Origin of the sequence: Vreelandella aquamarina (genome assembly GCF_044805175.1) — a bacterium.
Classification (GTDB): Bacteria; Pseudomonadota; Gammaproteobacteria; order Pseudomonadales; family Halomonadaceae; genus Vreelandella; species Vreelandella aquamarina_B.
Window position 1 is genome coordinate 2,020,229 of the sequence record NZ_CP085232.1, and the last position, 16,128, is coordinate 2,036,356.

The following is a 16,128-nucleotide window of genomic DNA, read 5'->3' on the forward strand; positions in this document are numbered from 1 at the left end:
CAATCATCGCCCACAGCGGTGCCATTCCGTCTATTCCTCGATGCGCTTTAGCTATAAACCGCTCCAAGATGTTATTCTTACCGACCACTCATAATGACTATGTACATGAGACACACCATGCGTCAGCCTTCTCATACACCCAGCCAACTACGTGAAAGTGCGCTGCGTACCCTGCAAATTGAGCAAGCAGCCATTGGCGGGTTGCAGGCCAAGTTGGATGAAGGTTTCGACCATGCCTGCCAGCTTATGCTTGCCTGCCAGGGGCGCGTGGTGGTCACTGGCATGGGAAAATCAGGCCATATCGCCGGCAAAATCGCCGCTACCCTGGCCAGCACCGGCACTCCAGCGTTTTTTGTTCATCCAGGCGAAGCCAGCCACGGCGACTTGGGCATGATTACCCGCGCCGATGTCGTGCTAGCGCTTTCCAACTCCGGTGAAACCGCTGAAGTCACCGCGCTGCTTCCACTGCTCAAGCGGCTAGGCACTCCTTTAGTCAGCATGACAGGGCGCCCCGGCTCCACTCTGGCCCGCCACGCAGACGCCCACTTGGATAGCGGCGTGGAGCGAGAAGCCTGCCCGCTTGATCTTGCTCCCACCAGCTCTACTACCGCTGCACTAGCCCTGGGCGATGCCCTTGCCGTTGCGCTTTTGGAAGCACGCGGCTTTACCGCCGAAGACTTTGCCCTCTCCCACCCGGGCGGCAGTTTGGGCAAGCGCCTCCTGCTGCGTGTTAGCGACTTAATGCACGACGGCTCGCGCCTCCCCCAAGTGGCATTGGGCAGCCAGCTGCGCGATGCGCTTTTGGAAATTACCCGCCAAGGGCTAGGGTTCACCTGCGTGGTGGATAGCGAGGGTCGGCTTGCCGGTGTCTATACCGATGGCGACCTGCGCCGCACGCTAGACCAATACCACGACCTGCGCGATGTGCTGGTCGATGACGTGATGACACGCCCCGGCAAACGCATTGGCCCGGATATCTTGGCCGCCGAAGCGGTACGCATTATGGAAGATAACCGCATCACGGCCCTAGCGGTAGTTGATGAGCAGCAGCGCCCCATCGGCGCACTGCACATGCACGACCTGCTTGCTAGCGGCGTCATTTAATAACTTTTTATACTGCCTTTATGGTAAATGGATAATGGAGGCTTTATGGCCCTACCCGATGCTCTACTTGACCGGCTGCGCCGCGTAAAACTGCTGGCGATTGATGTGGACGGCGTGCTCACCGATGGCCGCCTCTATTTTCAGGCCGATGGAATCGAAATCAAAGCGTTTCACACCCAGGACGGCCATGGCCTGAAGCTACTTAAGCGCGTCGGCATCCATGTGGCACTGATTACTGGCCGTGATTCTCCCATGGTGAGCCAACGTGCTGCTGCCTTGGGTATCAGCCATGTGCATCAGGGCTGTGAAGATAAGCTAACCACTCTGCGAGAGCTCTGTCAGCGCCTTGGCATCACCCTAGAACAAGTCGCCTACTGTGGGGACGATCTCCCCGACCTTGCCCCCATCAAGCGCGCTGGCGTCGGCATTACAGTACCTAATGCGCCAGACTATATGCACACCCACGCTGACTGGATCACCGAACGCCTTGGAGGCCACGGCGCTGTGCGCGAAATTTGCGATACCCTGCTGATGTCACAAGGGCATTGGGACGCCGTGCTCGATACGTATTTACACGGGCACTCATAATGCAAGTTAGGGTGAAAAAGCGCGTTTGGTTAACGGGCATGGTGATTGCTCTTGGAGGCCTGCTAGTTTGGTTAGATCCACGCGGGCCTCAAGATCGTGTTTTAGATCCAGAGGCCCGTGCCCAGGAGCCTGGACACGTCTTAGAAAATGCCGAAATTACCCTCTTCGGTGAATCAGGCGCCATCCAGCAGTCACTAGCGACGCCTCAGCTGGTGCATACTCCCCAAACAGCGATGACGGAGGTGTTGTCTCCCCATGTCACACTGTTTGATAGTGAGCAGCGCGAGTGGCTCGCTACGGCCAATACCGGCACCCTAAATACTGAGACTCAGGCGTTAACCTTAGCAGGTTCTGCACGACTGCTAGCCCCAGAAGAAGGATGGCAGCTTGATACTGAACTATTAAACTACGACGGGATTACCCGCCACGCCTGGAGTGATACTCATGTGGTGTTACAGCAGCCTCCCCAGCATATGGAAGCATCACGGATGGATGTATGGCTGGATGACAGCCAAGTCCGCTTAACCAACAATGTGCGCGGCGTCCATCCGCCTGCCACCCAGTCCCCATAGGAGTCGTGATGAATGCTTTAATCCGCACTGCACTCTTTGCCCTTGCCATTCCAATTGCCACAGTTGCGATGCCCGTTTCAGCACAAAGTCAAGCGCCCATTCACGTGGAGGCCGACCGATTAGACCTTGATCAACGGGCGGGAACAGCCGTGTATACCGGTAACGTTGATATTCGCCAAGGCAATATGCAACTACGCGGCGAGCGGGTAGAGATTCAGCGTAACGACGCTGGAGAACTGTCTCGCGCTATCGCCACGGGGGAACGCGCCTACTTACGGAACCAGCTTGAAGATCAAGAAACTCCCATAGAAGGCTGGGCACGCCGAATTATTTATCACGTTTCCGAACGTCGCGTTGAACTCATCGACCAAGCGGAGCTTACCCAACAGGGGGACCACTTCGAAGGCGGGCGCTTAGAGTACTTTATCGACCAAGAAATAGTGCAAGCGCGCTCTGACGTTAGCGGCAGCGAGCCGCAGCGTATTCGCATGACTCTTCAGCCCGAGCAATAGGGAGAAACCACGTGGCAGTATCAACCTCCGGCATAGCGCTGGAATCCACGCCGGTCAAAACCCTCTATGCCCATCACTTGGCAAAGAGCTATAAACGCCGCCGCGTCGTCAAAGATATCAATCTAGAAATCACTCAAGGTAGTGTAGTCGGACTACTAGGACCTAACGGGGCAGGCAAAACCACCTCGTTTTATATGATCGTAGGCCTGGTCAAATCCGATGCAGGCAACGTACGTATTGATGACTTAGACCTTACTCATGCCCCTATGCATGAACGTGCACTTGCAGGGATTGGCTACCTCCCCCAGGAGGCCTCCATTTTCCGCAAGCTCTCGGTGGCCGATAACATTATGGCTATTTTAGAGACCCGCAAGGAACTTGACCGCAACGCCCGGGAAGCACATCTTGAGGCGCTACTCGAAGATTTTCACATCACCCACATACGCGACAACCTAGGTATGAGCCTCTCCGGGGGTGAAAGGCGCCGAGTGGAGATTGCCCGCTCGCTGGCCACTGAACCGGCCTTTATCTTGCTCGATGAGCCTTTCGCGGGGGTAGACCCTATTTCCGTGGGAGAAATTAAAACGATCATTCGAGCGCTGAAAAAACGCCATATTGGCGTTTTAATCACCGACCATAACGTGCGTGAAACTCTGGACATTTGTGATATTGCCTACATTGTTGGCGATGGTCACATTATTGCCAGTGGAAATGCCCAGGAAATCCTCAATAACCAGAAAGTCAGAGAAGTTTACTTAGGCGAAGATTTCCGCCTCTAAACAACGCCCTGTGCCAACACTTATCTTAGTGGCATGTTTATTGCACTTGCACCAAGCGATAACTCGCTCTAGGGTGGAGCTTTCTGATTAGCGAGTGGTTCTCAGATGGTCATGAAAGCTTCTCTTCAACTGCGTATCGGCACACAGCTAACCATGACACCTCAGCTGCAGCAGGCCATTGCCCTGCTTCAGCTATCGACGCTGGACCTTCGTCAAGAAATTCAGCAAGCGCTCGATGCCAACCCCATGCTTGAGCAGGAGGATGAGTTCGGCGAGCAAGCCGTCAGCGAGGCTCAAGAAGCAGAGTGGTCTGAGAGCATCCCTACCGAACTCTCTGTCGACAGCGACTGGTCAGATACCTACCAAGACATAGGAAGCCTGGGTGGCAGCAGTGAAGGACCCGATTTCGAGCGCCAAGCCGCCGGGCAGTCCCTTCAAGGTCACCTGCTGTGGCAGCTGGCTATGACAGACTTTAGCCCGCGAGATTACGCGATTGCGGAAAGCCTGATTGACGCGTTGGATGCCAACGGTTATCTCACCCAGCCGCTCAATGACATCCGTGAGGGCTTAAAAGCTCAAGGTCATGAAAGCCTCAGCCAGCGGGAAGTGGAAAATACGCTGCTGCGCTTGCAGCAGTTTGAACCTACCGGTGTTTTTGCCCGCGATCTGCGCGAGTGCCTAATGCTTCAGCTTGCGACACTACCCGAAGATACGCCGCTATTGATGCCCGCAAAACGGCTGGTGCGTCAGTTTTTAGAAGCATTGGGCAAGGATGATATGCGATTACTAAAGCGTCGCTTAAGCCTCACGGACGAGCAGCTCGACGATGTCATTCGTTTAATTCGCAGCCTTGACCCTCGCCCCGGCAGTGTCTACGGCGTTACCGACGATGGCTACATCACCCCAGATTTGGTGGTTCGTCACGATAATGAAGGCTGGCACCTGGAGCTAAACCCCGAAGCGCTACCGCGTCTACGCATTCAACCCGACTACGCTAGCCTGATCAAGCGCGCCGATAAGAGCCAGGATAACCAGTTCCTCAAAGAGCATTTGCAAGAAGCGCGCTGGCTGATCAAAAGCCTCTCAAGCCGCAATGACACACTGCTGAGGGTTGGCCGTGAAATTATTGCTCGCCAAATTGGCTTTCTGGAGCACGGCGAAGAGGCGATGAAGCCACTGATCCTAGCGGATATTGCCGAAGCCGTTGAGATGCACGAATCGACAATATCGCGCGTTACGACACAAAAATATATTCACACGCCACGGGGAGTCTTCGAGCTTAAATACTTCTTCTCAAGCCAGGTGAGCGGCCAGGATGGCGGCGACAGCCACTCTAGCACCGCTATTCGTGCCCGCATTAAAAAGCTCATACAAGATGAACCACCCGGCAAGCCGCTGTCTGACAGTCGCCTAGTCACCCTTTTAGAAGAGGGAGGTATTAGTGTCGCAAGACGGACTATTGCTAAATACCGAGAGTCAATGGGCATTCCCTCGTCGAGTGAACGCCGTCGTTTACGCTAGTTAAACGGTAGATAGGAACAAACTCAACGCAGGGGCTTTGCAATAGCGCAAAAAGGGTTACAATCGAAGTACAGCCCGATGGATAAGGAGCACGTCAATGCAAGTAAACATCACTGGTCATCACGTTGAACTGACTGACGCCTTGCGTGACTACGTCAATGAAAAATTGGAACGCGTCGAACGCCACTACGACAATATTACTACCGTCCAAGTCACCTTATCTGTTGAGAAGGAGCGCCAACAAGCCGCCTGTACGTTACATGCGTCAGGAGCCGACCTTCACGCCGAAGCGTTGGATAACGATATGTATGCCGCCATTGATGCTTTAGCGGACAAAATCGACCGCCAACTTGTTAAACATAAGGAAAAAGCACAAGCTCGCGCCCAAGGCGCTGGCGTGCGTTAAATCAATGACGTTGGAAACCATCCTCCCCCCGGAACGCGTGCTTTATGACGTTCCCGGGGGCAGTAAAAAACGGGTGCTGGAGTTCTTCAGCACCTTTATCGCCCAAAACACACCCAGCCTAGATAGCCAAGAGGTGTTTAGCCGCCTCATTGGCCGCGAGCGACTAGGCAGCACGGGGATTGGCAACGGGGTTGCCATCCCCCATGCCCGCAGCCCTCACTGTAGCGCGCCCATTGCTGGCTTCTTGAAACTGGCCGAGCCGGTCGATTTCGATGCCATTGATGGCGATCCAGTAGATCTTGTATTCGTCCTACTAGTGCCAGAAGAGGCAGATGACACGCACCTTGCGCTGCTCGGCCAAGTGGCCACCATTATGAACGACGCCAATACGCGCCAACAGCTGCGCAAAGCCGACAGTCAACGTGAGCTACTAGCCCTTATTACGGCCAAGATTCGCGAACAAGCCGCCTAACCGATGGTGGCACCCATTACGTGCAGCGCTCACTTCCCTTATGCCAGTCATCCAAGAGAGACACTATGCAATTGGTGATCATTAGCGGCCGCTCAGGGTCCGGCAAATCTATCGCCTTACAAGCGCTAGAGGATCTTGGCTACTACGCTATCGACAACCTACCCGCCATGCTGCTTGGCTCACTGGTTGATGAACTGCGCGAGCAAGGTGAGCGCACTCACCTTGCTGTCAGTATTGACGCACGCAACCTGCCAACGGCGCTTGAGCGTTTACCAGCGCTTCTGGAGGAACTGCGCCAACGGGAGATCCGCTTTCAGGTGATCTACCTGACCACGGATGCACGCATTCTCCTAGAGCGCTACTCGGCTACCCGTCGTCGCCATCCGCTCACCCGGGATAGCGACATGACACTAGAAGAGGCAATCAACAAAGAGGAAGAGACGCTGTTTGAGATCCGCGATCTTGCCGACTTGTTGATCGATACCTCACGCTTATCTGTGCATGACCTGCGCCGCCGCATTACCGATCAAGTTGCCCACCAGCGGAAAGACCAGCTAACACTAACCTTTGAGTCGTTTGGCTATAAGCGCGGCGTTCCCATGGATGCCGACCTAGTCTTCGACGTGCGCTGCCTACCCAACCCCTACTGGGACCCAACGCTACGCCAATATACCGGGCGCGATGATAGTATCATTACTTTTTTAAACAGCTACCCCGTGGTCGAAGCAATGGCAGATGACATCCAAGCATGGCTGGAAAAGTGGCTGCCTGCATACCAAAATAGTCAGCGCAGCTATATGACCGTAGCCATTGGCTGCACGGGAGGGCAACACCGCTCTGTCTATATGGTTGAGCAGCTCGCCCAGCAGCTGGTCAAACAGACAGGCGAAGTCCAGATAAGGCATCGCGAGTTAGGGCTGCAGTACACACTGAGCGAAGACGTTGCCGCACCATGCGGCACCTCCCCTGCAGCCAGTACGCCTTGAGTCTCAAGGCCTCAGTTAAAAGACCTAAGTTGCAAAACCTAAGCTGTTTCAAGGATCAAGTTTAAGACCTGAGTTTTAAGCCCTCAGTTTCAAGACCCACTCGGCAAAAAGGAACCAGAGTGCCCGAAAGAACGTTAACGCTTACCAACCAGCGCGGCCTTCATGCCCGCGCGGCTACTAAACTGGTGAAATGCGGCCAGCAGTTTTCCGCTAATATTTATGTCTATAAACAGCAGCAGAAAGCCGATGCTGCCAACATTATGTCGCTGTTAATGCTGGCCGCTCCCTGCGGCACCGAGCTTACCGTGGTCACCGAAGGGGACGACGCCGAACAAGCGCTAGACGCCATTGAGGCACTGTTCGACGCCCGTTTCGATGAAGAGCAGTAGGCGCCGTTCTACAGCAAATAGCTACAACGACGAAAGCCGGCTAGCTTCCCGCTACGGTCATCGCATCAATTAGCCAGCTGCCCGTGTGAATACTGCCACGGGTATCCGTATCACTTCCCACTCCCATCAATCCAGCGAACATCTTGTTCAAGTTGCTGGCAATAGTGAACTCTTCAATTGGGTACTGCACCTCACCATTTTCCACCCAAAAACCCGCCGCGCCACGGGAGTAGTCACCGGTCACGCCGTTCACACCTTGCCCCATCAGCTCGGTCACCCAAATACCGCGCCCCATCTGTTTCAGCAGCTCGGCACGGGGGGTTAACGGTGCCGTTAAACGCAGGTTGCGCGCACCGCCCGCATTGCCGGTTGACTGCATTCCCAACCGACGTGCGCTATAGGCAGAGAGCATATAGCTCGCCACCTGCCCCTGCTCAATAAACCGGTTATTACGGGTTTGCACACCTTCGGCATCAAACGGCGAGCTAGCCGTTGCCCCTACTTCCATTGGGCGCTCTTCCAGCCCGAACCAATCGGGAAATAGCGGGCTGCCTAAGCGATCGCATAAAAACGACGCCTCCCGATAAAGCGCCCCACCTGCCAAGGCCCCCATAAGATGTCCGATTAGGCCACTAGCCAGCGTCGGGTCAAACAGCACAGGAAACGTACCGGTCGGGGGGCGACGCGCACCCAGCCGCCGCAAGGTGCGGGCCGCAGCCTCACGCCCGACTTCTTCAGGATCACGCAAATGTTGTGGGTTGCGAGCAGCAGTGTAGTCATAATCCCGCTGCATGCCCTGCTCATCCTGGGCAATCAACATGCAGGAGAGTGAGTGATTGCTACCTTTCTGAGTGCCAAGGAAGCCGTGGCTATTGGCGTATACGCGCACGCCTTCTCCGCTGGAGAGCGATGCACCTTCCGATTGATGGATGCCAGCGACCCCACGGCCCGTCTCTTCACAGCGCAGGGCTAGATCAATCGCTTCGTCGGTAGAGAGTGCCCACGGATGATGGACGTTTAAGTCGGGTAAATCGGTAGCCATCAGCGCGGCATCCGCCAAACCGGCGGCGGGGTCTTCGCCGGTATAGCGCGCAATGGCCAGCGCTTTTTCTACCGTGGCGCGGATAGAAGCACTGCTGGCATCGGTTGAGGAGGCGCTACCTTTACGTTTACCTACATAGAGCGTTACCGCAATGCCCTGGTCACGGGACAGCTCAACGGTCTCCACTTCACCGAGGCGTACGCTAACGCTCAACCCCTGGTCAACGCTTGCCCCAACCTCGGCGGCATCCGCTCCCAGCTGCTTTGCCAAAGCCAGCGCCTCTTCGGCGCGCTCCGCCAACAGCGCCTGCTGCGCCGATGCATCAAATGCCTGTGCCATATGGCCTCCTTTTCGCCTGAATCGCATTGGCGAATCAATGTTGTGGTCGCAGCCTGATATAATGCTGCAAACGAATCTAATCAGTGAGTTCTTATATGCCTAAGCAACGCCCAGAGCCTTTCGATATCGACGAGCAGGAAGAGCGCCCAAGTAAGTCCCAGCTAAAACGTGAAATGCATGCCCTACAGGCACTTGGCGAAACGTTGATTGCCATGAAGCCGGCCGAACGGGCTCGCTTCCCCCTGTCGGACGATATGCTGCGGGCGATCGAAGAAACCTCCCGCATTCGCTCCCATGAAGGCCGCCGTCGCCATATGCAGTACGTTGGCAAACTGATCCGTAAAGAGGATCTGACGGCCATCCAGGGTGTTTTCGACGCCATCGAGCAGGAAAAAACGCAGCGCGACCATGCTTTTCACCGACTGGAAAAGTGGCGTGACCGCATGGTGGATGAGGGCGACGACGCCGTTGACCTATTTATGGCCGACTACCCCAACGCGGATCGCCAGGCGTTGCGCCAGCTAGTACGCAACGCCCGCAAAGAGCGCGAACAGGGCAAGCCCCCCACCAGCTCGCGCAAACTGTTTAAGCACCTGCGCGATACGCTAGCGCTGTAAACCACAGCCACTTAAGAGGATTGCGTGCCGCCTACGGTCAGCTCATCCAGTTTCAGGGTGGGCTGGCCTACCCCCACCGGCACGCCTTGCCCCTCTTTACCGCACACGCCAATCCCGGTATCCATCGCCATGTCGTGGCCAATCATTGATACCCTGCCCATGGCCTCAGGCCCGTTACCAATCAGCGTGGCACCTTTTACCGGCGCGGTGATCTTTCCGTCTTCGATCATGTAGGCTTCGCTGGCCGAAAAGACGAATTTACCCGAAGTGATATCCACCTGACCGCCACCAAAACTGACCGCGTAGATTCCCTGCTTAACGCTTTTGATAATATCGACAGGGTCATCCTGCCCTGCCAGCATCACCGTGTTGGTCATACGCGGCATGGGCAAATGGGCAAACGACTCACGGCGGGCATTGCCGGTAGGCGCCATCTTCATCAAGCGCGCGTTTAGCTTATCCTGCATATAGCCCGTCAAAATACCGTCTTCGATTAGTGGCGTGTACTGGCCTGGCGTGCCTTCGTCGTCCACACTCAGCGCACCGCGGCTGTCAGTCACGGTGGCATCATCGACTACCGTGACACCCTTGGCGGCCACTTGCTGGCCCATCCTACCGGCAAACGCTGAGCTGCCTTTACGGTTAAAATCGCCTTCCAAACCATGCCCCACGGCCTCGTGCAGCAAAATTCCCGGCCAACCCGCGCCCAACACTACCGGCATCTGCCCTGCGGGGGCGTCAATGGCTTCAAGGTTAACCAGCGCTTGGCGCACAGCCTCTTTGGCGTAGCGTTCGGCAACGCCTTCATCGCGCAGGCGCGACATGGAGTAACGGCCGCCGCCGCCCGCGCTACCACGCTCACGGCGACCATTCTTAGCGGCAATAACGCTGACGTTAAAACGCACCAGGGGACGAATATCGGCGGCTAGGGTGCCATCGCTGGCACACACCAGCACTACCTCGTAAGTACCCGATAACGAAGCGCTTACCTGGCTAATGCTTGGGTCGGCCGCCCTGGCCACGCGGTCCGCCTCCTTAAGCATGGCGACTTTCTCTTCCGCCGAGAGGCCCGCAAGAGGGTCGATACCGGCGTAGTATGATGCCGCGCTGACAGGGGTCACTTTCTGCCCCGGCAACTGTTTACCGCTGCGTACGATGCCGGAGGCGGTGCGGCCGGTATCCATCAGCGCGTCTGCGGTGATCTGATTGGAGTAGGCAAATCCGGTCTTTTCACCGGCCAGCGAGCGTACACCGACGCCGCCATCGATGTTATAGCTAGCCTCTTTGACTTCGCCATCTTCCAGCACCCAGCCCTCTTGCCAGGTACGTTGAAAATAGAGGTCAGCATAATCAATGCCCGCTCCCATGGCGTAGCCAAGGCCAGCATCCAGAGCATTCAAGTCGAGGCCACCTGGCGTTAGCAAAATGGAAACAGCAGACTCTATATCGCTTTTATGTGCGGTCATTGGGGGCCTTCTAAAGTCACCTGCGGCGAGGTCCAAGGGCCTCGCACGCGATAATAAATAGTGGTTGCTTGATCCAGCACCTCACCAAAAATCTTGTCGGCGATAAACAGTGCGCCACCTACAATGGGCGCGCCGACAGCAATGGCGGCGATGGGTAAACTTTGGCTAACAGGCAGTGTGACGCCCAGGCGCTGATCAAGTTCACGCTGTAAGAGGTTAACACTTCCAGTCAGCGTCAGCGTGGTGGCAGGAGCATCAATTTGTAAGGGGCCACGCAGCAACAGCTGGCCCTGTGCCACATCGGCGGTGCCATGCACCCGATCAAAGGCGGTTCCCTGGCCGGTTAGATCGGAGAAGTCGAACCGTAGACGGCGCAGAATGTTATCAAAATTGAGCAGCCCCACTAAACGGGCGGGAGTCGATTCAAGGGTTACAAAACGGCCATCGCGTATATCGGCACTCATTTCACCACCGGCCCGGCTTAAATCAAGCTGCCAGGGGGCTCCCGGCCAAGTAAGCTCAGCAGCCAGGTCGGTGGTGCGGCTGCGCATGGCTACCGGTTGGTTAAGCCGCTCCAGCGCTGTCCCCACATCGCCACCCTGTATGGAAATATCCGCCCGTGTACGGCTATTCACTGCATTACCTTCCCAGACTAGCTCACCACGGGCGGAAAGCTGCCCGAGGGTTAAGCCAACTGGCGAGAGCGTAAAGCGGCGCTCATCGGTCTGCCAATAGGCGGTTAGTGGACCGAAGCGGCTTTCACCAACGCTAATATCCGCCAGTCGTAGCCTGCCGTTGGGTAGCTCAGCGAGCCAATCGGGAATGGCAACCGAAGCCTCATGCTCTGTTTCGACCGCATTGACCCAGGAACCCGGGGCAGCTTCCGTAGTGTCGTGGGCCTTAGCGGGAAGATTAACTAGCCTATCCAGCGCCAGCGAGGTGATCGCAATATCAAGCGGACGCTCGCTGATAGGCTGATAATCGATACGACCCGAAAACATATCACCGCTAAGCCGTAGGGAAGCGCGCTGGCCGGCGAGCGTCCCCGAGGCGTTAATATCACCAAAGCACTCATTCCGAAAACGCAAGCAGTCGGCGCGCAACAGCACTTCCAGCGGTGCACTCCTACCGCTGTCAGGTGCAGGCGCAACGCCCCCCGACAATAGCGGCGACAAGGCAGCGTGCCAGGCCAGGGGGTCGAGCGTCTCAAGCCCAGCCTCGAGCCGCCACCCTGGTTGTTGAGGCCAGTTCGGACGCTGCGCTGCGCTACCTAGCACCGCTTCCGCTGCTAGCGCACCACTATCCAGCGTTTGGAATCTCGCAGCTGCCTTATCGGCTAGCTGCATCGATACTCGCCCACTTTCAAGCTCCGCGCGTAGCTGCCAAGGCCACGGCTGGTCACTGGCCTTGGCAAACGGCTCTGGTAGCGCGCTGGTGATGCCAAGCAGGCGGCTCTCTAAGGTTAACACTGGGCTAGCAGTAAGAGAGACCTCGCCCTGCCACTGGGTGCGGCCACTGATCACTTGGCGAGCCTGCTCAGCAGGCAACCCTACCAGCGCCCAAAGCGCAGTCGTCTCCACGCTGCCCTGCAAGGCAACACGCTCATCAGCCATCAACTCTGCGCGAATATCACCGCCCTGCCAACGGCCGCTTAGCTCCCCTAGCAGCGCATGCCTCTCGCCCACCTGCTGCCAGCTGAGTTCACCACCCAGATCACGCAGAGTTACCGGTTGTGACGCGTAGCGCACAGCCGACAAGGCTGGCCGTGCATTAATCTCCAACTGGAGCGCCTCAAAGTTATCCAGCGGCAGCTCCAGGGCCAGCTCCCCCACGATATTACCTTCGACCGTCAGCTCGCTCAGCGGTAGCGTGTTAGTCTCTGGAATGGCTTGAACAAAGCTTAGCAGGGACGCACCATCACTCTGCAGGCTGCCGGATAGCTGCAGCGGCTCCTCTTCCTCCATGCGTATTGCAGCCTGGGATACCTCAACGCCGTGGCTTTGGGCGCGCTCTACCTGCGCTTGCAGTACGCCACCCTGCCACAGCAAGCGCCCCTCAATGTCTTCTAGCTGCGGCCACTCCGGTGCAATCGGCAGATGCCCCTGGGTGATCGCCAGCGCAAGGGTTGCTGATAGCTGCTCCGTCGAGGCCGCTGGCCCCAGTGGCTGACTCAACTTCAGCGAGCCTTGCGGCACCACGCCCCCGATATCGTTCTTGAGCCATTCTCTAAGTTCTGGCTCAAATGCCTTCATGGGCAGCCACTGGGAGAGCGGTTTACTAAGCGCATCCACATCAGCAAACGCAATATCCAAACCGAACTGCCCATTCTGCTGCCCCGTGATCAGGCCAAAACCACCACTGATTCGGGCACCGTCCCAATCAACATTTAGATCGCGGCCGCTAATCATAGTGTTGGGGCCATCGTACACCCACTCCACCACCCCTTCGGCATGGCTTAGCTGCATGGGCACTTCAAACAGCTTGGGAAAGTAGAGCGTACTGTCGCCGGCGCTGTTAAAGGTCACCCGGCCACGCAGGTCGCGGGCCTGCACCCAGGCATCCAGCGGCCCTCCCCCGGGGGCCTGCTGCCAGGGCAGCACGGCAACGTTCGTTAGCGCAGCATCGACGCCCCAGCGCCCCTCTCGCTGCCCCAGGCGCAGGCCTTGCACCTGGCCTCGCGGCGAGAGCGTTTGCAGTACGCGGGTGAGTGACTCCGGCAGCAACGCGTACTCACGCCAAGCCGCCAATGACGAGAGTTCAAAGGCACTGGTTCGCAGCTCCCACCGCCCCGGCTGATGCGCTAGGTACCAGTGGCGCGGCAGTGCCGGGCCGTCGCTGACCCCTTCGGGTTGCGCCCACTCCACGGTTTCGGCATTGCCGCTGAGCCATGCCTCACCGCCGTCACCGTTGCGCCGCCACTGTCCGCTGGCCTGAATATTACGCAATACGGCGTACTCGACATCCTTACGTAGCGTTAGCTCGGGAACATCCAGTGCTAGCCGTGCATCTTCTAGCGCCCCCGCCCGCCAGCGGCCCCATAGCTGCACCTGACCGCCCATCTGCTCCAGAAAAGGCATCTGCTCGGGGCGAAACAGCGCTGCCAGCACGACTAGGTGATCCAACTGCATATCCAGCTGGAGGGCAGCAGAGAAGTCGCTAAAACCCCGCTGGCCGGGCTGCATTTCGGCGTGCATTGTAATAGCAGGCAGCTCTGAACCCAGCACCTCGGGGGTTTCGACAATATTTAGAGCGCCCTCTAATCGTGTGCGACGGTTGTCGCCGTTTAACAGCAGCGAAGGCGCATGGAGCATGACGGTTTGCTGTTGGCCATGCAGCATGATCCGGCTGTTATCCGCCCACAGCCGCTGCCGCAGCAGCAGCCCTGCCCAAGCATCCAAGGTGTTTAGGTCTACTTCCGGCTGGGGTGCCACCCCTAGCGGCAGGGACGCCGGTGCTGGCCACCCCCAGGCAGTATCAGGCTGCTGATAGAGGTGAAACTCAAGCCCCACCATCCGGGCATCGCTAAAAATAGGTGCCAGTTGCCGCAGCGTTGCCCAGCTATCCAGGCGCAACGACAGCCGGTCAAGCGTCAGTAGGGCTTGACCATCAGGCAGTTGTGCGTGAAGGTTTTCTAACTCTAGATGCAGATTATTGCGCTCTAGAGAGAGCGCTAGGTGCTCGATTGTTACCGGCACGCCGATACGCGCTTCCAACAGTGCTTCCAGCCGCGGGGTTAACACATCCACTTGGCTAGCAAAAAGGCGCAACGCTAGCAGCAGCATCGCCAGCGTGCCAAGTAGTACGGCTACCCCGACGAGACAGCCGCGAAAGAGAGAGCGTGGCGCCATCATTACATCAGTACAATGTCGTACTGCTCTTGAGAATAGTGCTGCTCTACCTGGAAACGGATCGTTTTATTGATAAACATTTCCAAGTCAGCAACCGCGGCAGACTCCTCATCAAGCAGCCTGTCTACCACCGGTTGAGATGCCAGCACCATATACGTTTCCGCACTATAAGCACGCTCTTCACGCAGGATTTCACGGAAGATTTCGTAGCAGACTGTTTCAGGCGTTTTCAACGTGCCGCGCCCACTACAGGTCGGGCACGCTTCGCATAGCGTTTGTTCAAGGCTTTCCCGCGTGCGTTTACGGGTAAGCTGCACCAAGCCCAGCTCAGTGACCCCGGTGCATTTAGTTTTAGCATGGTCCCGCTCTAGCGCTTTTTCCAGCACGCGCAGCACTTGCCGCTGGTGCTCCACGTCTACCATATCGATAAAGTCGATAATGATAATGCCGCCTAAATTACGCAGCCTAAGCTGGCGGGCAATGGCGGTGGCGGCTTCCAAATTCGTTTTGAAGATGGTCTCTTCAAGATTGCGATGCCCCACATACCCACCGGTATTCACATCGATGGTGGTCATGGCCTCGGTGGGGTCGATGACCAAATAGCCGCCAGACTTTAGCTGGACCTTGCGCCCCAAGGCCTTTTGAATCTCATCTTCGACGCTATAAAGGTCAAAAATGGGCCGTTCGCCGGGATAGTATTCGATACGGTCAACGGCATCCGGCATAAACTCTTCGGCAAACTCGACCAGCTTGACGAAGTTTTCCCGGGAGTCGATGCGTACTTTCTCGATATCGTCCCGCATGACATCCCGCAGCGTACGCATAAACAGCGGCAAGTCGTCATAAATCACGCTGGGGGGCGCGGCGGTGATTTTACGCTCGCTCACCTTGCGCCAGATACGCAGCAGGAAGTACATATCGCTGGCCAGCTCCTCTTCGCCAACGCCCTCCGCCGCGGTGCGGACGATAAAGCCCCCTGTCACCTCAATGGTTTGCTCTTCGATACTTTTATCCAGCAGCGCCTTTAAGCGCTCACGCTCCTGCTCGTCTTCGATACGCTGCGACACCCCATGGTGGGGTGAATCCGGCATATACACCAGATAACGGGAGGGAATTGAAAGGTGGGTCGTCAACCGCGCCCCTTTGCTACCAATCGGGTCTTTGGTGACCTGGACCACTAGCGCCTGCCCTTCGTGCAACAGCTGCCCAATGGTCTGCTGCTCATCGTTGGGCGTACCGGGGGGCGTGACCTCGTGGGCATGAATAAACGCTGCGCGCTCTAAGCCAATATCAACAAAGGCAGCCTGCATACCAGGCAGAACACGCACCACTTTGCCTTTGTAGATATTGCCTACGATACCGCGCCGGCGAGAGCGCTCAATGAGCGCCTCTTGCAATACGCCGTTTTCCACCAGCGCGACGCGGGTCTCCATTGGCGTTAAATTGATGAGGACTTCACCGCTCATGCAAAATTCCTTATTGGATGT

The 16,128-nt window shown here is 56.9% G+C and carries 15 protein-coding genes; 11 read left to right on the forward strand and 4 right to left on the reverse strand.

Annotated features, from left to right (window positions below; all coding sequences use genetic code 11):
* Positions 1-117 precede the first annotated feature (117 nt).
* From LG300_RS09535 to LG300_RS09580, 10 genes are all read left to right on the forward strand, one after another.
* The gene (locus LG300_RS09535) at positions 118-1,104 is read left to right on the forward strand and encodes a KpsF/GutQ family sugar-phosphate isomerase (RefSeq protein WP_404374869.1); all 987 of its coding nucleotides are present in this window, start codon (positions 118-120) and stop codon (positions 1,102-1,104) included.
* Positions 1,105-1,149: 45 nt separating this feature from the next.
* Positions 1,150-1,692 (forward strand): KdsC family phosphatase, encoded by a 543-nt coding sequence (locus LG300_RS09540; protein ID WP_404374871.1) that lies wholly within the window; start codon positions 1,150-1,152, stop codon positions 1,690-1,692.
* On the forward strand, positions 1,692-2,264 hold the full coding sequence (lptC, locus tag LG300_RS09545) for an LPS export ABC transporter periplasmic protein LptC (protein WP_404374874.1): 573 nt from the start codon (positions 1,692-1,694) through the stop codon (positions 2,262-2,264). Before LG300_RS09540 ends, lptC begins: the two co-directional genes overlap by 1 nt.
* 8 nt (positions 2,265-2,272) lie before the next feature.
* Positions 2,273-2,776 (forward strand): lipopolysaccharide transport periplasmic protein LptA, encoded by a 504-nt coding sequence (lptA, locus tag LG300_RS09550; RefSeq protein WP_404374876.1) that lies wholly within the window; start codon positions 2,273-2,275, stop codon positions 2,774-2,776.
* Between the two features lie 11 nt (positions 2,777-2,787).
* Positions 2,788-3,555, forward strand: coding sequence for an LPS export ABC transporter ATP-binding protein (gene lptB / locus LG300_RS09555; RefSeq protein WP_404374878.1), 768 nt, complete (start codon positions 2,788-2,790; stop codon positions 3,553-3,555).
* 105 nt (positions 3,556-3,660) lie between these two features.
* A complete protein-coding gene (locus tag LG300_RS09560) occupies positions 3,661-5,076 on the forward strand; it encodes an RNA polymerase factor sigma-54 (RefSeq protein ID WP_404374880.1) in 1,416 nt (471 codons plus the stop codon).
* A gap of 97 nt (positions 5,077-5,173) precedes the next feature.
* Positions 5,174-5,482: a ribosome hibernation-promoting factor, HPF/YfiA family gene (gene hpf / locus LG300_RS09565; RefSeq protein ID WP_404374883.1), complete on the forward strand. Its 309-nt coding sequence runs from the start codon at positions 5,174-5,176 to the stop codon at positions 5,480-5,482.
* A 4-nt stretch (positions 5,483-5,486) separates the two neighbouring features.
* Positions 5,487-5,954 carry a PTS IIA-like nitrogen regulatory protein PtsN gene (gene ptsN / locus LG300_RS09570; RefSeq protein ID WP_404374885.1) on the forward strand — a complete coding sequence of 156 codons (468 nt, stop codon included), beginning with the start codon at positions 5,487-5,489 and terminating at the stop codon, positions 5,952-5,954.
* A 65-nt stretch (positions 5,955-6,019) separates the two neighbouring features.
* Positions 6,020-6,940 carry an RNase adapter RapZ gene (gene rapZ / locus LG300_RS09575; protein WP_404374888.1) on the forward strand — a complete coding sequence of 307 codons (921 nt, stop codon included), beginning with the start codon at positions 6,020-6,022 and terminating at the stop codon, positions 6,938-6,940.
* A 119-nt stretch (positions 6,941-7,059) separates the two neighbouring features.
* Positions 7,060-7,329: an HPr family phosphocarrier protein gene (locus tag LG300_RS09580; protein WP_404374890.1), complete on the forward strand. Its 270-nt coding sequence runs from the start codon at positions 7,060-7,062 to the stop codon at positions 7,327-7,329.
* A 40-nt stretch (positions 7,330-7,369) separates the two neighbouring features.
* Here LG300_RS09580 and pmbA read toward each other — a convergent pair whose 3' ends face one another.
* The gene (gene pmbA / locus LG300_RS09585) at positions 7,370-8,710 is read right to left on the reverse strand and encodes a metalloprotease PmbA (RefSeq protein WP_404374892.1); all 1,341 of its coding nucleotides are present in this window, start codon (positions 8,708-8,710) and stop codon (positions 7,370-7,372) included.
* Between the two features lie 95 nt (positions 8,711-8,805).
* Here pmbA and yjgA point away from each other — a divergent pair, with 95 nt between their 5' ends.
* Positions 8,806-9,327 carry a ribosome biogenesis factor YjgA gene (yjgA, locus tag LG300_RS09590; protein WP_404374894.1) on the forward strand — a complete coding sequence of 174 codons (522 nt, stop codon included), beginning with the start codon at positions 8,806-8,808 and terminating at the stop codon, positions 9,325-9,327.
* 11 nt (positions 9,328-9,338) lie between these two features.
* Here yjgA and tldD read toward each other — a convergent pair whose 3' ends face one another.
* Genes tldD through rng form a run of 3 tightly spaced genes read right to left on the reverse strand, consistent with a single transcriptional unit; the run spans position 9,339 to position 16,107 of the window.
* A complete protein-coding gene (gene tldD / locus LG300_RS09595) occupies positions 9,339-10,793 on the reverse strand; it encodes a metalloprotease TldD (protein WP_404374896.1) in 1,455 nt (484 codons plus the stop codon).
* On the reverse strand, positions 10,790-14,641 hold the full coding sequence (locus tag LG300_RS09600) for a YhdP family protein (RefSeq protein WP_404374898.1): 3,852 nt from the start codon (positions 14,639-14,641) through the stop codon (positions 10,790-10,792). Before LG300_RS09600 ends, tldD begins: the two co-directional genes overlap by 4 nt.
* A gap of 2 nt (positions 14,642-14,643) precedes the next feature.
* A complete protein-coding gene (gene rng / locus LG300_RS09605) occupies positions 14,644-16,107 on the reverse strand; it encodes a ribonuclease G (protein ID WP_404374900.1) in 1,464 nt (487 codons plus the stop codon).
* Positions 16,108-16,128: the final 21 nt, after the last annotated feature.